Here is a 15,725-nt window from a genome sequence, read left to right as displayed (position 1 = left end):
GCCCCACGGGTGATCCGTGGGGCGCCCCACCCCGTCGTCATGTGCTGAAGGGTGTATGGACCGAAGGGAACATCAGGGCGCCGGGTGACCCGCCGGCGTGGCCGTCAACGGCGGCGGCCGCCGTAGGGCCGGGCGGGTCAGGCCAGGCCGATGCCCGGGGTGGCCGCACCCGCCAGCCAGATGATCGCCAGCAGGGTGTCGATCGCGCCCAGGACCAGCGCCACCAGGGCGGGGGCCGGGCGGGCTCCCGACCATGAGCGGCCCATGGCCAGCCAGCCGCAGACGATCGCCACCGGGCCGAGGATGATGCCCAGTACGAAGAATCCGGCGATCGCGCAGATGGCTCCGACGATTCCCAGCGTCGCGCTGTCCGGCCCGGTCCGTGACCACGTCCGGCCACGTGAGCGGGGGTGCCTGCGCGTGCCGTGTCCGAAGCCCGCCATCGTCAACTCCCTGGTTCGGCTTTGGACTTGACGAGTAACCGCTGGGGCGGACTTCATTCCCGCTCTGCCGGACCGGCGGCGCGCCGTCCCCCTCCGGCAGCGCGCCGCTGGCCCCGGCTTGACTTACTGTCACCTGCGGGGCCGGACGACGGGAGGGATCCACGGCGTTGTCACCCTGATGAGGGACTCCCGCCGCGAACCCCTCCGTTCGCACGCGTCAGATGTGCGCGGCGCCCGCTCCGGCGCCCGCGTTCTCGCCCCTCTTGGTGAGGAAGGCGACGAGGACGGCGACGACGGCCACACCGGCGGCGACCAGGGAGGCCGCGCTCATGCCGGAGATGAAGGTGTCGTGGGCCACGTCCGTGATCTTCGTGGCGATCGCCTCGGGGGTGCCCGGAGGCACGGGGGCGCCGCCCTTCTGCACGGCGGTCGCCGCCCCTTCCAGCTGCTCCGGGGCGAGCGGCGGGAGTCCCGCGTCCGTCCAGTTGCCCGGGAGGTCGTTGTCGACCTTCGAGGCCATGACGGCGCCCAGCACCGCCGTACCGAGGCTTCCGCCGACCTGCATCGCGGACTGCTGCAGACCGCCGGCGACACCGGACAGCTCCAGCGGCGCGTTGCCCACGATGACCTCGGTGGCGCCGACCATGACGGGGGCGAGGCCCAGGCCCAGCAGGGCGAACCAGAGCGACATCACGCCGCTGCCGGTGTGCGTGTCGAGCGTCGACATGCCGTACATGGCGAGCGCGGTGAGGGCCATGCCGCCCGCCAGCGGGATACGGGGGCCGACCTTCGTGATCATGGCGCCCGCGAGCGGGGAGCCGACGATCATCATGCCGGTGAGGGGCAGCAGGTGCAGACCGGCGTCGACCGGGCCCAGGCCCCGGACGCCCTGCAGGTAGAAGGTGACGAAGAACAGGCCGCCCATGAAGGAGATGGCCATCAGGACCATCAGCACCACACCCGCGGACAGCGGGACCGAGCGGAAGAGGCCCAGCGGGATGAGCGGCTCCTTGACCTTCGTCTCCCAGTAGGCGAAGAACCCGAAGCTGGCGAGCGAGGCGATGATGAACGCCCACACGCCGGTGTCGCCCCAGCCCCACTCCGGGGCCTTGATGATGGCCCAGACGAGGCAGAACACCGCGGCGGACAGCAGGGCGATGCCGAGCAGGTCGAAGGAGCGCGGCGCGTTCTCCGCCCGGTGGTCCAGCAGGATCCACACGCCGAGCGCGACGGCGAGGACGCCGACCGGCACGTTGACGAAGAAGACGGACTGCCAGTTGACGTGCTCGACGAGGACACCGCCGAGGATCGGGCCGCCGGCGGTGGAGGCGCCGATGACCATGCCCCAGATGCCGATGGCCATGTTGAGCTTCTCGGCCGGGAAGGTCGCGCGCAGCAGGCCGAGCGCGGCCGGCATCAGCAGGGCGCCGAAGAGACCCTGCAGGACACGGAAGACGATGACCATCGTGATGCCCTGGGAGAGCCCGATGGCGGCGGAGGAGGCGGCGAAGCCCGCCACGCCGATGAGGAAGGTCTGGCGGTGCCCGAAGCGGTCGCCGAGCTTGCCGGCGGTGATCAGGGAGACGGCCAGCGCGAGGAAGTACGCGTTGGTGATCCACTGCAGATCGGACCAGCTGGCTTTCAGGTCCTCGCCGATGGCGGGGTTCGCGATGGCCACGATGGTGCCGTCGAGGGCCACCATCATGACCCCCACTGCGACGGTGATCAGCGTGAGCCAGGGGTGTCCGCGCATCCCCTTGGCCGACGTCGCGCCCGAGGGGACCGCCGGCGCGTCGCCCCCCGACCCCGTCGTGTCGATGGTGGTCTGACTAGTCATGTGTTCGAGGCTAGTGACAGTCACTGACAATTGACAAACCAATTCACAAGTCGGTAACTGACACATATGGAAACGTTGCGCGAACGCAAGAAGCAGCGCACCCGGGAAGCACTGCTGCGTACCGCGCTGGAGCTCTTCACCACACGGGGGTACGAGGACACCACCGTCGACGACATCGCCGGTGCGGTCGACGTGTCGCAGCGCACGTTCTTCCGGTACTTCGCGGGCAAGGAGGAGGCCGCCCTCGCGCTGCAGGAGATGGCGGAGACGCACTTCCTGCGGGCGGTGCGCGACCGGCCGCCGCACGAGGCGCCGATGGAGGCGCTGCGGCAGGCCGTCCTGGACGGCTGGGACACCCTCAGCGAGGTGGTCGAGTCGGTGGCGCCGGTCGAGGTGTTCCTGCGTATGTACCAGGTCATCGAGTCGACGCCGGTCCTCCTCGCCGCCCATCTGCGGCGTTCGCTGGAGACCGAGGAGGCGATCGCGCGGGTGCTGGCCGAGCGCGAGGGGGTCGACGTCGACGCCGACCCCCGGCCGCGGCTGGCGGTGGCCGTGTTCGGCGGGGTGATGCGGCTGGTGGAACGCAGCTGGTCCACGGGCGGCGACACGAGCCTGGACGCCATACGGGCGTTGACGGTGCAGTACCTGGAACAGGTCGGTCCGGCCCTCACCGGGAGCTGGCGAACGGGCTGAGAAAGGTGGCCCGTTCACACAACCTTGATCAAAACGTGATCCGTGTCACTTGGTTAACGCGAGACCCTCTCGTTCTCCTAGTGTGTCCTCCCAGTGACTTCCTTCGACACCACCCCGCAACTGAACGTCTGGCGCGCTCTGCTCGCTCTGGCCGTCGTGTTCGTGATGCTGGCGACCACGGGCTGGACCGCGTTGCGGCACCACCGCGGCACCGCCCCGCTCGAGGCCTCGCTCAGCGCCTGGGAGCACGGCAGTCTCGCCGGTCGCCGGCTTCCGGCGGCGGACTCCTCCCCCGCCCGGCTCACCTCGTTCTTCGCCTCCCTCACCGAGCAGCAGCGTTCGTATCTCGTGCGCCGCTATCCGCTCGCGGTCGGCAACATGAACGGCGCCCCGGCCGAACTGCGCTACCGCGCCAACCGTGTCGCGCTCCGCGAGGCGCGTGACGTCGAGCACAAGCGCGTGCACGACAGCGGTCTCACGCCGGACGGGCAGCGCGCCGCGGCCCACCGCGAGGAGCGCTTCGTCTCGCTGCTGCGCTCCGACCGCCAGATCCTCGCCTTCGACCCGGCCGGCGGCGGACGGGCCGCGGAGGTCTTCGGCGACCTGGACCGGGCCGAGCGGATCTCGGTCGTCGTCCCCGGCGTCGACACCGACGTGCTCACCTTCCAGCGCACGCACCGCAAGTACTCGGCGCCGGTCGGCATGGCCCGGTCGCTGTACGACGCCGAGCGTGCGGCCGCGCCGTCGACGCGTACGGCGGTCATCGCCTGGGCCGACTACACCACGCCCGGCGGGCTCGGCCTGGACTCGGCGACCGCGACGCGCGCCGCCGACGGGGCCGTACGGCTGAACGCGCTGGTGCGGGCGCTGCCGGGCCGCTCGCCCGTCTCGCTGTTCTGCCACAGCTACGGCTCGGTGCTGTGCGGTCTGGCCGCGCGGGAACTGCCGGGCCGGGTCACCGACATAGCGGTGGCGGGCAGCCCCGGCATGCGGGTGGAGCGGGCCTCGCAGCTGCGCACCTCCGCGCACGTGTGGGCGATGCGGGACGCCGACGACTGGGTGCAGGACGTGCCGTATCTGGAGCTCGGCGGCCTCGGGCACGGCGAGGACCCGGTGTCCTCGGTGTTCGGTGCCCGGGTGCTGTCGGCCCGGGACGCGAAGGGCCACAGCGGCTACTTCGAGCCCGGCACGGAGAGTGTGGCGAACTTCGCGGAGATCGGGGTCGGCGCCTACGAGTCGGTGCGGTGCGCCGACGGCACCGTCGGGTGCCGTGCGGGCCTGTCCGACGCCGCGCCGGCCGGACGCGCGTAGAGACGGGAGCAATCGCGGTGTGCGCGGGGTGGGGACGGAGGAACACGTGCCGCATACGATGAGCCGCATGGGTGACGTACTGGCCGGATTTCATGCCGCCTGGGAGTTCGAGTCCGACTCCGTGCTCATCCGCTACGAACGGGGCCTTCGGACACCGAGGCTGTTCCAGGCCCTCGGCGAGCGTCGCGTCCCCTATCGGGCGATCGCCGACGCGACGCTGACGCCGGGCAGACGCGGGACCGTCGTGCTGCGGCTCGAACTGCGCGCGGGCGCCGATCCGTTGCTCTCCGCGGCCGCCGGGCAGCTGAAGGAGGGCGGCGATCCGTACCGGCTGGTGCTGCCGGCCGAGCGCGAGACGCTCGCCGAGTACTACCGCGACGAGGTGCGGGACCGGCTGACCGACTCCGGTGCGGCCGAGGACTTCCTCGTGGGGGCGCCCGAAGTGCCGTTGCAGTTCAAGGCATATGACGGGAAAGCCTCGTTCGACGGGAAAATCGTCCATTTCAGGTGGTTCTGGACGGGTGCGTCCTCGGCGAAGTGGAAGGCGGGCGACCAGAGTTTCCCGGTGGCCGAGCTGAGCGGTGTCGAGTGGCGCTCCCCCGAGGTCTTCGAGGGGCATCTGCGCCTGCTGCGACGGGACTCCTCGCAGCAGCCCGCGCAGGCCGACCAGGACCCGGCGGCCGTCGTCTTCGGGCTCGGGTACGGGCCGGTGCACGAGTCGCTGCCGTTCGCCGCGGCCGTCCTCGCGGCGGTGCGCCGCACCGAACCGGCGGCCGTGACGCCGGCCGGGGCGCCGCGGCGCGACCCGGCCGACATCGCCGAGCGGATCCGTCACCTCGGCGAGCTGCACCAGGCGGGGCTGGTGACGGACGAGGAGTTCGCCGGCAAGAAGGCGGAGCTGCTCGCCGAGCTGTGACGGCTCCGGCCGCGCGGGCTCCTACTCCCGCCCGGCGGACGTGAAGGACATGTCCGCGTAGCGGGTGCCGGCCACCCGCTGCGCCAGCGGCTCCAGCAGGGCCAGTTCCGCCGCGTCCAGCTCGATACGGGTCGCCGCCGTGTTCTCCTCCACCCGGGAGGGCCTGCGGGTGCCGGGGATCGGGATCACGGGCAGGCCGTGCACCGCCGCGCGCTGCTGGACCCAGGCCAGGGCGATCTGGCCGGGTGTGGCGCCCCGGGCCTCGGCGAGGGCGCGGATCGGCTCGAGCAGGGCCGCGTTGGCCGAGGCGTTCTCTCCCGTGTACCGGGGCTGCTGGCGGCGGAAGTCGTCCGCGCTCAGCTCCTCGGCGCGGGCGAAGGACCCGGTGAGGAAGCCCCGGCCCAGCGGGGAGTACGGCACCAGGGCCACGCCCAGCTCGCGGGCGGCCGGTACGACACCGGACTCGATGTCCCGGCTGAACAGGGACCACTCGGACTGGACGGCCGCGATCGGGTGCACCGCCTGCGCCTGGCGGAGTTCGCCGGCCGTGACCTCGCTCAGGCCCAGCTGCCGCACCTTGCCCTCGCGGACCAGGTCGGCCATCACACCGACGGTTTCCTCGAGAGGCACCTCCACCTGGCGGCGGTGCATGTAGTAGAGGTCGATGACGTCGACGTCCAGCCGCTTCAGGCTCGCCTCGACGCACCGGCGGATGTAGGGCTCGTCGTTGCGGATGATCCGCTTCGTGGGGTCGTCGGGGTGGATCGCCAGGCCGAACTTGGTGGCGATCACCACCTCCTCGCGGTGCGCCTTGAAGAAGGGCGCCAGGAACCGCTCGTTCTCTCCGCTCCCGTACGCGTCCGCCGTGTCGTACAGCGTGACGCCGAGGTCCAGGGCCCGCTCCAGGGTGGCCCGGGAGGCGTCCGCGTCGGACGGGCCGTACGCGAAGCTCATGCCCATGCAGCCGAGGCCCTGGACGCCCACCTCGGGTCCGTCCGCGCCGAGGCGCGCCGTGGTCATCCTGCCGTCGCTCATCCAGCCTGCTCCGTCTTCTCGTCCCTGTAGGCCTCCCGCTCGAAGCGGCGGCCGGCGTCGGCGTAGAAATCGATCTTCCGGTCGAGCACCGCCAGCGTGTCCTGCAGTTCGGCGATCCGGGCGAGGACGTCCCGGCGGGTCGTCTCCAGCAGTTCGAAGCGCTCGCCGAAGGTGTGGTCGCCCGCGCGCACCAGCTCGGCGTAGCGGACCATGTCGGCGACCGGCATGCCGGTGAGCCGCAGCTTCCCGACGAGGTCGAGCCAGTCCAGGTCCCGGTTGCTGTAGCGGCGCTGGCCGGTGTGCGAGCGGTCGATGTGCGGCATGAGGCCGATGCGCTCGTACCAGCGCAGGGTGTGGGCCGTCAGGCCGGTGAACGCGACGACCTCGCTGATCGTGTAGCTGTCCTGCCCCTGGGGGCGCCGGCCGGGGCGCGGCGGGGCGGTGCAGCTGTCGGTGCTCGTGGTCTCCATCACCGTCATACCGTCCACGCTATGGCCTTGGAGTGCGCTCCAAGCAAGCGGAACCGGTGAGAAACGCGGCGGGCATGGCCTGATCCCCGCGGCCCACGTGCCCGCACGGGAGTGCCGACGCCGTGTCACGGCCTGCGGCGGCGAGGCTTAGGCTCGACAGCATGTCGCTGAGCAGCCTCGCACTGATCGAGAACTGGCCTGTTCCCACCGCCGCCGCCGGGGTCGTCCGCGCCGACGGCACGGTCCTCGGGACCCACGGCCCCGTCGGACACCGCTTCCCCCTCGCGTCGGTGACCAAGCCGCTGGCCGCGTACGCGGCGCTGGTCGCCTACGAGGAGGGCGCGGTCGAGCTCGACGAGCCGGCCGGGCCCGAGGGCTCGACGGTGCGGCATCTGCTCGCGCACACCTCGGGGCTGGCGTTCGACGAGCACCGGGTGACGGCCCCGCCCGGGGAGCGGCGGCTGTACTCCAACGCCGGGTTCGAGCAGCTCGGGGACCACATCGCCAAGGCGACCGACATCCCGTTCGGGGACTATCTGCGCCAGGCGGTGCTGGAGCCGCTGGGCATGACGGCCACGACGCTGGACGGCTCCCCGGCGAAGGACGGCGTGTCCACGGTCGGGGATCTGCTGCGGTTCGCGGCGGAGGTGCAGGCGCCCCGGCTGCTGGACCCGCGGACGGTCGCGGAGGCGATGACCGTGCAGTACCCGGGCACCAAGGGCGTCCTGCCGGGGTACGGGCACCAGAACCCCAACGACTGGGGGCTGGGCTTCGAGATCCGGGACGGCAAGGCGCCGCACTGGACGGGCGCCACGTCCTCGCCGCGCACCTTCGGGCACTTCGGCCAGTCCGGCACGTTCCTGTGGATCGACCCGGACGCCGGCGTGGCCTGTGTCGCGCTGGCGGACCGGGCGTTCGGGCCGTGGGCGGCCGAGGTGTGGCCGCCCTTCACGGACGCGGTGCTCGCCGAGGTGTAGCCCCCGTCACCGGCCGAGCTTCTCGCCGGTGCCCTCGGTGTCGATGTGCGGCAGGATCCGGTCCAGCCAGCGCGGCGTCCACCAGGCGTGCTCGCCGAGCAGCGTCATCACGGCCGGCACCATCAGCAGGCGGACCACGGTCGCGTCGATGAGCACGCTGACGGCGAGGCCCAGCCCCAGCATCTTCACGACGATGTTGTCGCTGATGATGAAGGCGGCGAAGACGCTCACCATGATCAGCGCCGCGCAGGTGATCACCCGCGCCGTGATCTCCAGCGCGTGCGCCACGGAGTCCTTGGCGTCCCCGGTGCGCCTCCACGCCTCGTGCACCCGGGACAGCAGGAAGATCTCGTAGTCCATGCTCAGGCCGAAGATGATCGCGAACATCATCATCGGCACATAGCTCTCGATGGGCACCTTGCCGTGCACACCCAGCGCGGGCCCGCCCCAGCCCCACTGGAAGACGGCGACGACGACGCCGTACGAGGCCGCGATCGACAGGACGTTGAGGACGGCCGCCTTCACGGCGACCAGCAGGCCGCGGAAGACCGCGAGGACGATCAGGAAGGCCAGGCCGACCACCACGAGGATGATCCAGGGCAGCCGCTCCGCGACGATGTCCCGGAAGTCGACCTGGGCGGCGGTCGTCCCGGTGACATAGCCCTTGGCGGCGGTGCCGGAGGCCGCGTCGGGGAGCGTGTGGTCGTAGAGGCGGTTGACGAGGTTCGTGGTGTCCTTGTTCTGCGGGGACACCGCCGAGTACACGGTGCCGACCAGCACGTCGCCGTCCTGCGTCGGCTGGAGCGGGCTGACGAAGGAGGTGCCGGACGCGTCGTCCAGGGCCTGCTGTGTCTTCGAGGCCAGGTCGGAGCGCTGCGAGTCCGGCACGTCGCTCTGGTCGACGACGACGGTCAGCGGTCCGTTGGAACCCGCGCCGAAGGCGTCCGTCATCAGGTCGAAGGCGCGCCGGTCGGTGAAGGACGTGGGGTCGGCGCCGTCGCCGATGTGCCCGAGCTGGATCGAGAAGACGGGGATGGCGAGCACCGCGACCGTGACCACACCGGCGGTCAGGTACCGCCACGGATGGTGCTCCACCCGCTTCGCGTACCGGTGCCAGGTGCCCTGCGCCGTGTCGCCGCCCGCCTCGGTCTCGGCGATGGGCCTGCGCACGTGCCAGCGGTCGATACCGCGGCCGACCAGCCCGAGCAGGGCCGGGACCAGGGTCAGCGCGCCGAGGACGGCGGAGACGACCGTGACGGCCGCCGCGATGCCGAGCAGGCCGATGAACGTCACGCCGGACACCCACAGGCCCATCAGGGCGACGATCACCGTGGTGCCGGAGACCAGGACCGCGCGTCCACTGGTGGCGGCGGCGTGCCCCGCGGCGCGCACCGGGTCGGCGCCGTCCATGAGGTTCTGCCGGTGCCGGGTGAGCAGGAACAGCGCGTAGTCGATGCCGACGCCGAGACCGATCATCGTGGCCAGCGTGGGCGAGACGGTGGCGAACGTGAACGCGAGGGCGAGCAGTCCGAGGCAGGCCAGTCCGCCGACGACGGCGATCAGGGCGGAGACCAGCGGCAGGACGGCGGCGGCGACACTGCCGAAGCCGATCAGCAGGACGACGACGGCGACGCCGAAGCCGATCGCCTCGCTGATCCGGTCGTTGCCGGCGGGCCGCTCCAGCTCGCCGAGCGAGCCGCCGTACTCGACGTCGACGCCGGCCTGCCGGAGCGGTTCCACCGCGCTGTCGACGCCGTCCAGATAGCTGTCGCCGAGGAGGGAGGGCTGCTCGTCGAAGCGGATGGTGACGTAGCCCGTCTTCCCGTCCGAGGACAGCGGCCCGACCTTGGAGGAGGTGGCCTCCAGCGGGTTCTGCACGCTCAGGACGTGCGGGAGCTTCTGCAGGTCGGCGACGGCGGTCGACAGCTGCGAGCCGACCGAGTCGAGGGGCTTGTCCGCGTCGTGCAGGACGATCTGGCTGCTGTACCCGCCGGCCTGCGGGTCGTGCGCCTTGAGGACGTCCAGGCCCTTCTCGGACTGCACGTCGGACAGGGCGAAGTTGTCGGAGTACTCGCCGCCGTGGAGGTGGTTGAGGACCTGGAGCACACCGAGGGCCACGACCCAGGCGGCGATCACGATCACGAAGTGGCGCGCGCACCACTGGCCGAGCCGTCGCAGTCCCCCCACCGGGGTGTCGTCGTCCCGGTGTCCAGCGGTGCTGGGTCTGGCCATGCCCCGGCTCTTCTCTGCCGAGCGGTCACTGACCCCCTCATTGGACGCCGGGTGGATCATCCCGGCATCCGCTGCCGGGGTCGGCGTGGGCCGTTCGGCTGACGCCGGTCAGCCGCCCATCTCCCAGACCAGCAGCTCGGCCGGGGTGAGCGCGACCGCCTCCAGGTCCGCGGCGCCGGTGACGCGGGCCGCGTCGCCCGGGCCCAGCTCCTCCCCGGCCATCCGCACCTCGCCGCGCGCCACGTGCACGTACAGGTACGCCGCGTCCGGTACGGCCGTCCGCTCCCCCGCCACGAGCCGCCGCACATGGAGCATCGCGCCGGCCTCCGGGACGGCGTACGGGGTGGAGTCGGCGATGCCGCGGACGATCTCGTACGCCGGGTCGCCGCCCGGCGACAGCGGGGCCAGCCAGGTCTGTACGAAGACCAGGGGCACGTCGGCGTCGTTGCGTTCGACGTGCCGGACGCCGCCCGCCGAGCTGAGCCGCTGCACGTCGCCGGGCCGCACCACGGTGGCGTGGCCGGTGGAGTCGCGGTGGGTCAGCTCGCCCTCGACGACCCAGGTCACGATCTCGGTGTGGCTGTGCGGGTGCTCGTCGAAGCCGGCGCCGGGCGCGAGCCGCTCCTCGTTGCAGGCGATGACCGCGCCGAAGCGGAGGTTGTCCGGGTCGTAGTGCGGGCCGAAGGAGAAGGCGTGGCGGGAGGTGATGCCCGCCGCCGGATCCCCTCCCGGATAGCGCTCCGCGGCGCGCCGTACGTCCATCACGGGGACCACCGTAGACCCACCGGGGAGTCCGCGGGCGACCCTCCGGCACGCTCGGGCGTCCCGATAAGGCAGTCTTGTCCCCGTGCCCGAACCCGTAACCCGAAAGTCCGAAGCCGCCGCGCACGACGCCCACGCCCACGCCGCGACCCTGAAGCGCCTGGAGAAGTCCTCCGGTTCGCTCGCCGCGCAGGCCATCGCGCGCATGGACGAGACGCTGCCGTGGTACCGGGCCATGCCCCCGGAGAACCGTTCCTGGATCGGTCTCGTCGCCCAGGCCGGCATCGCCGCGTTCACGGAGTGGTTCCGGCATCCCGACGCCCCGCAGGCGATCTCCACCGACGTCTTCGGCACCGCGCCGCGCGAGCTGACCCGGGCCATCACGCTGCGGCAGACCGTGGAGATGGTGCGCACCACCATCGAGGTCATGGAGTCGGCGATCGACGAGGTCGCGGCGCCGGGCGACGAGAGGGTGCTGCGCGAGGCGCTGCTGGTGTACGCCCGGGAGATCGCCTTCGCCACCGCGCAGGTCTACGCGCAGGCCGCCGAGGCACGCGGTGCCTGGGACGCCCGTCTCGAGTCCCTCGTGGTGAACGCCGTGCTCAGCGGGGAGGCCGACGAGGGGGCCGTCTCCCGGGCGGCCGCGCTCGGCTGGAGCTCCCCGGACAACGTCTGTGTCGTGCTCGGGACCGCGCCCGACGGCGACAGCGAGCTGACCGTGGAGGCGATCCGCAGGGCCGCCCGGCACGCCAAGCTCCAGGTGCTGACGGGGGTGCTCGGGGACCGGCTGGTGGTGATCGCGGGCGGCAGCGACAACCCGCTCGCCGTGGCCAAGTCGCTGATCGGGCCGTACGCGGCCGGTCCCGTGGTGGCCGGGCCCGTCGTGCCGGACCTGCTGGCCGCCACGCGGTCCGCGCAGGCGGCGGCCGCCGGGCTGAAGGCGTGCACGGCCTGGCAGGACGCGCCGCGTCCGGTCCTCGCGGACGACCTCCTCCCGGAGCGCGCCATAGCCGGGGATCCCAGCGCGCGCGAGCAGTTGGTGGAGGAGATCTACAGACCGCTGGAGGAGGCGGGGTCGGCGCTGCTGGAGACGCTCTCCGTCTATCTCGAACAGGCGAGCAGTCTGGAGGGCGCGGCCCGGATGCTGTTCGTTCACCCCAACACCGTGCGCTACCGGCTCCGACGTGTGACTGACGTCACCGGCTGGTCACCCTCCGATGTACGCTCCGCGTTCACGCTGCGGATAGCGCTGATCCTGGGGCGTCTGGCCGACGGCGATCTCCAGCTCTAGTCTTTTGTCGGGGGCCCACAAAACCCCCTCGTGTTCTTCGTCCTTGTCCCCACGGGCGGCGTCGGCCGTCCCCAAGAGAGAGTGTGAGAGTGCTCGTACTCGTCGCTCCCGGCCAGGGCGCCCAGACGCCCGGCTTCCTGACCCCCTGGCTCGAACTGCCCGGTGCCGCCGACCGCCTCGGCGCCTGGTCGGACGCCATCGGACTGGACCTCGCCCACTACGGGACGCAGGCCGACGCCGACGCCATCCGGGACACCGCGGTCGCCCAGCCGCTGCTGGTCGCGGCCGGCCTGCTGTCCGCCGCGGCACTGGGTGACATCGTCCCCGGCGCCGTCGCCGGCCACAGCGTCGGTGAGATCACCGCGGCCGCCTACGCGGGCGTCCTCGACGACACCGCCGCGCTGACCCTCGTGCGCAAGCGGGGCCTGGCGATGGCCGAGGCCGCCGCGATCACCGAGACCGGCATGTCCGCGCTGCTCGGCGGTGACCCCGAGGTCAGCGTCGCGCACCTGGAGAAGCTGGGCCTGACCCCGGCGAACATGAACGGCGCCGGGCAGATCGTGGCCGCCGGCACCATGGAGCAGCTGGCCGCGCTGGGCGAGGACAAGCCCGAGGGCGTGCGCAAGGTCGTCCCGCTGAAGGTCGCCGGCGCGTTCCACACGCACCACATGGGCCCGGCCGTGGACAAGCTGGCCGAGGCCGCCAAGGAGCTCGTCCCCGCCGACCCGAAGGTCGCCTACGTCTCCAACAAGGACGGCCACGCGGTCACCACCGGCGCCGAGGTGCTGGAGCGCCTCGTCGGCCAGGTCGCCAACCCGGTCCGCTGGGACCTGTGCATGGAGACCTTCAAGGAGCTCGGCGTGACGGCCCTGATCGAGGCGTGCCCCGGCGGCACGCTGACCGGTCTGGCCAAGCGCGCGCTGCCGGGTGTGAAGACCCTGGCGCTGAAGACCCCCGACGATCTCGACGCTGCTCGCGAGCTCGTCGCAGAGCACGCCTGACAAGGAGCCCCGGAGCATGGCGAAGCTGAAGCCCAGCAAGGGCGCCCCGTACGCACGCGTCCTCGGTGTGGGCGGGTACCGGCCCACGCGGGTGGTGCCCAACGAGGTGATCCTGGAGAAGATCGACTCGTCCGACGAGTGGATCCGTTCGCGCTCCGGCATCCAGACGCGGCACTGGGCGAACGACGAGGAGACGGTCGCCGCGATGTCGATCGAGGCGTCCGGCAAGGCGATCGCCGACGCCGGCATCTCGGCCGAGCAGATCGGCGGCGTGATCGTCTCGACCGTCTCGCACTTCAAGCAGACCCCGGCCGTCGCGACCGAGATCGCCGACAAGCTCGGCACGAACAAGGCCGCCGCCTTCGACATCTCGGCCGGCTGCGCGGGCTTCGGCTACGGTCTCACCCTCGCCAAGGGCATGATCGTCGAGGGCTCCGCGGAGTACGTCCTCGTCATCGGTGTGGAGCGGCTGTCGGACCTGACCGACCTGGAGGACCGCGCCACGGCCTTCCTGTTCGGCGACGGCGCCGGCGCGGTCGTGGTCGGCCCCTCCCAGGAGCCGGCGATCGGCCCCACGGTCTGGGGTTCCGAGGGCGACAAGTCCGAGACGATCAAGCAGACCGTGGCGTGGAACGAGTACGACAGCTCCACGGACAAGTTCCCGGCGATCACGCAGGAGGGCCAGGCGGTCTTCCGCTGGGCCGTGTTCGAGATGGCGAAGGTCGCCCAGCAGGCGCTGGACGCGGCCGGGATCGCCCCGGACGACCTGGACGTCTTCATCCCGCACCAGGCCAACGAGCGGATCATCGACTCGATGGTGAAGACTCTCAAGCTGCCGGAGCACGTGACGGTCGCCCGTGACGTGCGCACCACCGGCAACACCTCGGCCGCCTCGATCCCGCTCGCGATGGAGCGGCTCCTGGCGACCGGCGAGGCGAAGAGCGGCGACACCGCGCTCGTCATCGGATTCGGGGCGGGTCTCGTCTACGCCGCCACGGTCGTTACTCTCCCCTAGGCACTCCGTGCCGGATCATGTGAACCGGCACGGGACGCGCACCACCTGCCGCCTGTGCGGCGGGCGCCCAACCCTCTGAAGAACCTGAACAACAACGAAGGAGCGCCACCATGGCCGCCACTCAGGAAGAGATCGTCGCCGGTCTCGCCGACATCGTGAACGAGATCGCCGGCATCCCGGTCGAGGACGTCCAGCTGGACAAGTCCTTCACCGACGACCTGGACGTCGACTCGCTGTCCATGGTCGAGGTCGTCGTCGCCGCCGAGGAGCGCTTCGACGTGAAGATCCCCGACGAGGACGTCAAGAACCTCAAGACCGTCGGCGACGCGACCGACTACATCCTCAAGCACCAGGGCTGATCCGCCGATCCGGCCTCTGGGCCGACTGCCCCGCCACCCGGCGGTGGCGCCGCTGAATCCTCGTATCCGTTGGAGAAAGAATTCCCGTGAGCCCGACCAATCGCACCGTGGTCGTCACCGGTATCGGCGCAACCACACCGCTGGGTGGCGACGCAGCCTCTACCTGGGAGGGCCTGGTCGCCGGACGTTCCGGCGTCAAGCCCCTGGAGCAGGACTGGGCCGCCGACCAGGCGGTCCGTATCGCGGCGACGGTCGCCGTGGAGCCCACCGAGGTCATCCCGCGGCCGCAGGCCCGCCGTCTGGACCGCTCGGCGCAGTTCGCGCTGGTCGCCGCCCAGGAGGCGTGGAAGGACGCCGGGTTCGAGGCCAGGGCCGGTGAGGACCCGAACGTCGACCCCGACCGCCTGGGCGCGGTCATCGCCTCCGGCATCGGCGGCGTGACGACGCTGCTCGACCAGTACGACGTGCTGAAGGAGAAGGGCGTCCGCCGCGTCTCCCCGCACACCGTCCCCATGCTGATGCCGAACGGCCCCTCCGCCAACGTCGGTCTGGCCGTGGGCGCCCGCGCGGGCGTGCACACGCCGGTGTCGGCGTGCGCCTCGGGCGCCGAGGCCATCGGCTACGCCATCGAGATGATCCGCACCGGCCGTGCCGACGTGGTGATCGCGGGCGGCACGGAGGCGGCCATCCACCCGCTGCCGATCGCCGCGTTCGGCAACATGATGGCGATGTCCAAGAACAACGACGACCCGCAGGGCGCGTCGCGTCCCTACGACGTCGCCCGCGACGGCTTCGTCCTCGGCGAGGGCGCCGGCGTGATCGTCCTGGAGTCCGCCGAGCACGCCGCCAAGCGCGGTGCGCGGGTGTACGCCGAGGCGGTCGGGCAGGGCATCTCCGCCGACGCGCACGACATCGTGCAGCCGGAGCCGGAGGGCCGCGGCATCTCGCACGCCCTGCAGAACCTGCTGGACCGCACCGACCTGGACCCGGCGGAGATCGTGCACGTGAACGCGCACGCCACGTCGACCCCGGCCGGTGACATCGCCGAACTGAAGGCGCTGCGCAAGGTCTTCGGCGACGACGCCGACCACATGGCCGTCTCCGCCACCAAGTCGATGACCGGTCACCTGCTGGGCGGCGCCGGCGGTGTCGAGAGCGTCGCGACCGTGCTGGCGCTCTACCACCGGGTGGCCCCGCCGACCATCAACGTGGAGAACCTCGACCCGGAGGCCGAGGCCAACGCCGACGTGGTCCGCGGCGAGGCCCGCAAGCTGCCCGTGGAGGGCCGTATCGCCGCGCTGAACGACTCGTTCGGCTTTGGCGGCCACAACGTGGTCCTGGCGTTCCGGACGGTCTGAGCGACCCCCGTACGCACGGGAAGGG

At 71.8% G+C, this 15,725-nt stretch carries 15 protein-coding genes; 9 read left to right on the top strand and 6 right to left on the bottom strand.

The window, feature by feature from the left end:
* Positions 1 to 137: 137 nt before the first annotated feature.
* Complete coding sequence (locus ACFV46_RS02310; RefSeq protein ID WP_361936183.1) at positions 138 to 443, bottom strand: small hydrophobic protein; 306 nt, start codon at positions 441 to 443, stop codon at positions 138 to 140.
* Between the two features lie 217 nt (positions 444 to 660).
* On the bottom strand, positions 661 to 2,280 hold the full coding sequence (locus tag ACFV46_RS02305) for an MFS transporter (RefSeq protein ID WP_376728811.1): 1,620 nt from the start codon (positions 2,278 to 2,280) through the stop codon (positions 661 to 663).
* Positions 2,281 to 2,346: 66 nt separating this feature from the next.
* On the opposite strand from ACFV46_RS02305, the gene ACFV46_RS02300 reads away from it, so the two are divergent.
* From ACFV46_RS02300 to ACFV46_RS02290, 3 genes are all read left to right on the top strand, one after another.
* Positions 2,347 to 2,973: a TetR family transcriptional regulator gene (locus ACFV46_RS02300; RefSeq protein WP_361936178.1), complete on the top strand. Its 627-nt coding sequence runs from the start codon at positions 2,347 to 2,349 to the stop codon at positions 2,971 to 2,973.
* A 93-nt stretch (positions 2,974 to 3,066) separates the two neighbouring features.
* Positions 3,067 to 4,284, top strand: a complete 1,218-nt coding sequence (locus tag ACFV46_RS02295) for an alpha/beta hydrolase (RefSeq protein WP_361936175.1) — start codon at positions 3,067 to 3,069, stop codon at positions 4,282 to 4,284.
* Between the two features lie 58 nt (positions 4,285 to 4,342).
* Entirely contained in the window at positions 4,343 to 5,200 is an 858-nt protein-coding gene (locus ACFV46_RS02290) for a DUF4429 domain-containing protein (protein WP_361936217.1), read from the top strand.
* A 21-nt stretch (positions 5,201 to 5,221) separates the two neighbouring features.
* On the opposite strand, the gene ACFV46_RS02285 is transcribed toward ACFV46_RS02290, so the two are convergent.
* Together ACFV46_RS02285 and ACFV46_RS02280 are read right to left on the bottom strand one after the other, a co-directional pair.
* Positions 5,222 to 6,235, bottom strand: coding sequence for an aldo/keto reductase (locus tag ACFV46_RS02285; protein ID WP_385496754.1), 1,014 nt, complete (start codon positions 6,233 to 6,235; stop codon positions 5,222 to 5,224).
* On the bottom strand, positions 6,232 to 6,714 hold the full coding sequence (locus ACFV46_RS02280) for a MerR family transcriptional regulator (RefSeq protein WP_361936170.1): 483 nt from the start codon (positions 6,712 to 6,714) through the stop codon (positions 6,232 to 6,234). The genes ACFV46_RS02285 and ACFV46_RS02280 overlap by 4 nt, the downstream gene beginning before the upstream one ends.
* Before the next feature lie 152 nt (positions 6,715 to 6,866).
* Between ACFV46_RS02280 and ACFV46_RS02275 the strand changes: the two genes are divergently transcribed.
* A complete protein-coding gene (locus ACFV46_RS02275; RefSeq protein ID WP_385496753.1) occupies positions 6,867 to 7,682 on the top strand; it encodes a serine hydrolase domain-containing protein in 816 nt (271 codons plus the stop codon).
* Between the two features lie 6 nt (positions 7,683 to 7,688).
* Here the strand turns inward: ACFV46_RS02275 and ACFV46_RS02270 are convergent, their stop codons facing one another.
* On the bottom strand, positions 7,689 to 9,914 hold the full coding sequence (locus ACFV46_RS02270; protein ID WP_385496752.1) for an MMPL family transporter: 2,226 nt from the start codon (positions 9,912 to 9,914) through the stop codon (positions 7,689 to 7,691).
* 108 nt (positions 9,915 to 10,022) lie between these two features.
* The gene (locus ACFV46_RS02265) at positions 10,023 to 10,676 is read right to left on the bottom strand and encodes a pirin family protein (RefSeq protein WP_385496762.1); all 654 of its coding nucleotides are present in this window, start codon (positions 10,674 to 10,676) and stop codon (positions 10,023 to 10,025) included.
* A gap of 85 nt (positions 10,677 to 10,761) precedes the next feature.
* On the opposite strand from ACFV46_RS02265, the gene fasR reads away from it, so the two are divergent.
* The 5 genes from fasR (at position 10,762) to fabF (ending at position 15,700) form a co-directional block, all read left to right on the top strand.
* Positions 10,762 to 11,967 (top strand): fatty acid biosynthesis transcriptional regulator FasR, encoded by a 1,206-nt coding sequence (gene fasR / locus ACFV46_RS02260; protein ID WP_361936163.1) that lies wholly within the window; start codon positions 10,762 to 10,764, stop codon positions 11,965 to 11,967.
* Positions 11,968 to 12,056: 89 nt separating this feature from the next.
* Positions 12,057 to 12,968, top strand: a complete 912-nt coding sequence (locus tag ACFV46_RS02255; protein WP_062667268.1) for an ACP S-malonyltransferase — start codon at positions 12,057 to 12,059, stop codon at positions 12,966 to 12,968.
* Positions 12,969 to 12,984: 16 nt separating this feature from the next.
* Positions 12,985 to 13,983 (top strand): ketoacyl-ACP synthase III, encoded by a 999-nt coding sequence (locus ACFV46_RS02250; protein ID WP_361936157.1) that lies wholly within the window; start codon positions 12,985 to 12,987, stop codon positions 13,981 to 13,983.
* Positions 13,984 to 14,093: 110 nt separating this feature from the next.
* A complete protein-coding gene (locus ACFV46_RS02245; protein WP_004001566.1) occupies positions 14,094 to 14,342 on the top strand; it encodes an acyl carrier protein in 249 nt (82 codons plus the stop codon).
* Positions 14,343 to 14,428: 86 nt separating this feature from the next.
* A complete protein-coding gene (fabF, locus tag ACFV46_RS02240) occupies positions 14,429 to 15,700 on the top strand; it encodes a beta-ketoacyl-ACP synthase II (protein WP_361936154.1) in 1,272 nt (423 codons plus the stop codon).
* Positions 15,701 to 15,725: the final 25 nt, after the last annotated feature.

This window comes from Streptomyces sp. NPDC059852 (assembly GCF_042731455.1).
In the GTDB taxonomy this organism is placed as follows: Bacteria; Actinomycetota; Actinomycetes; order Streptomycetales; family Streptomycetaceae; genus Streptomyces.
The sequence above is the reverse complement of the archived record's forward strand: the minus strand, read 5'-3'. Positions and strand labels throughout refer to the sequence as shown.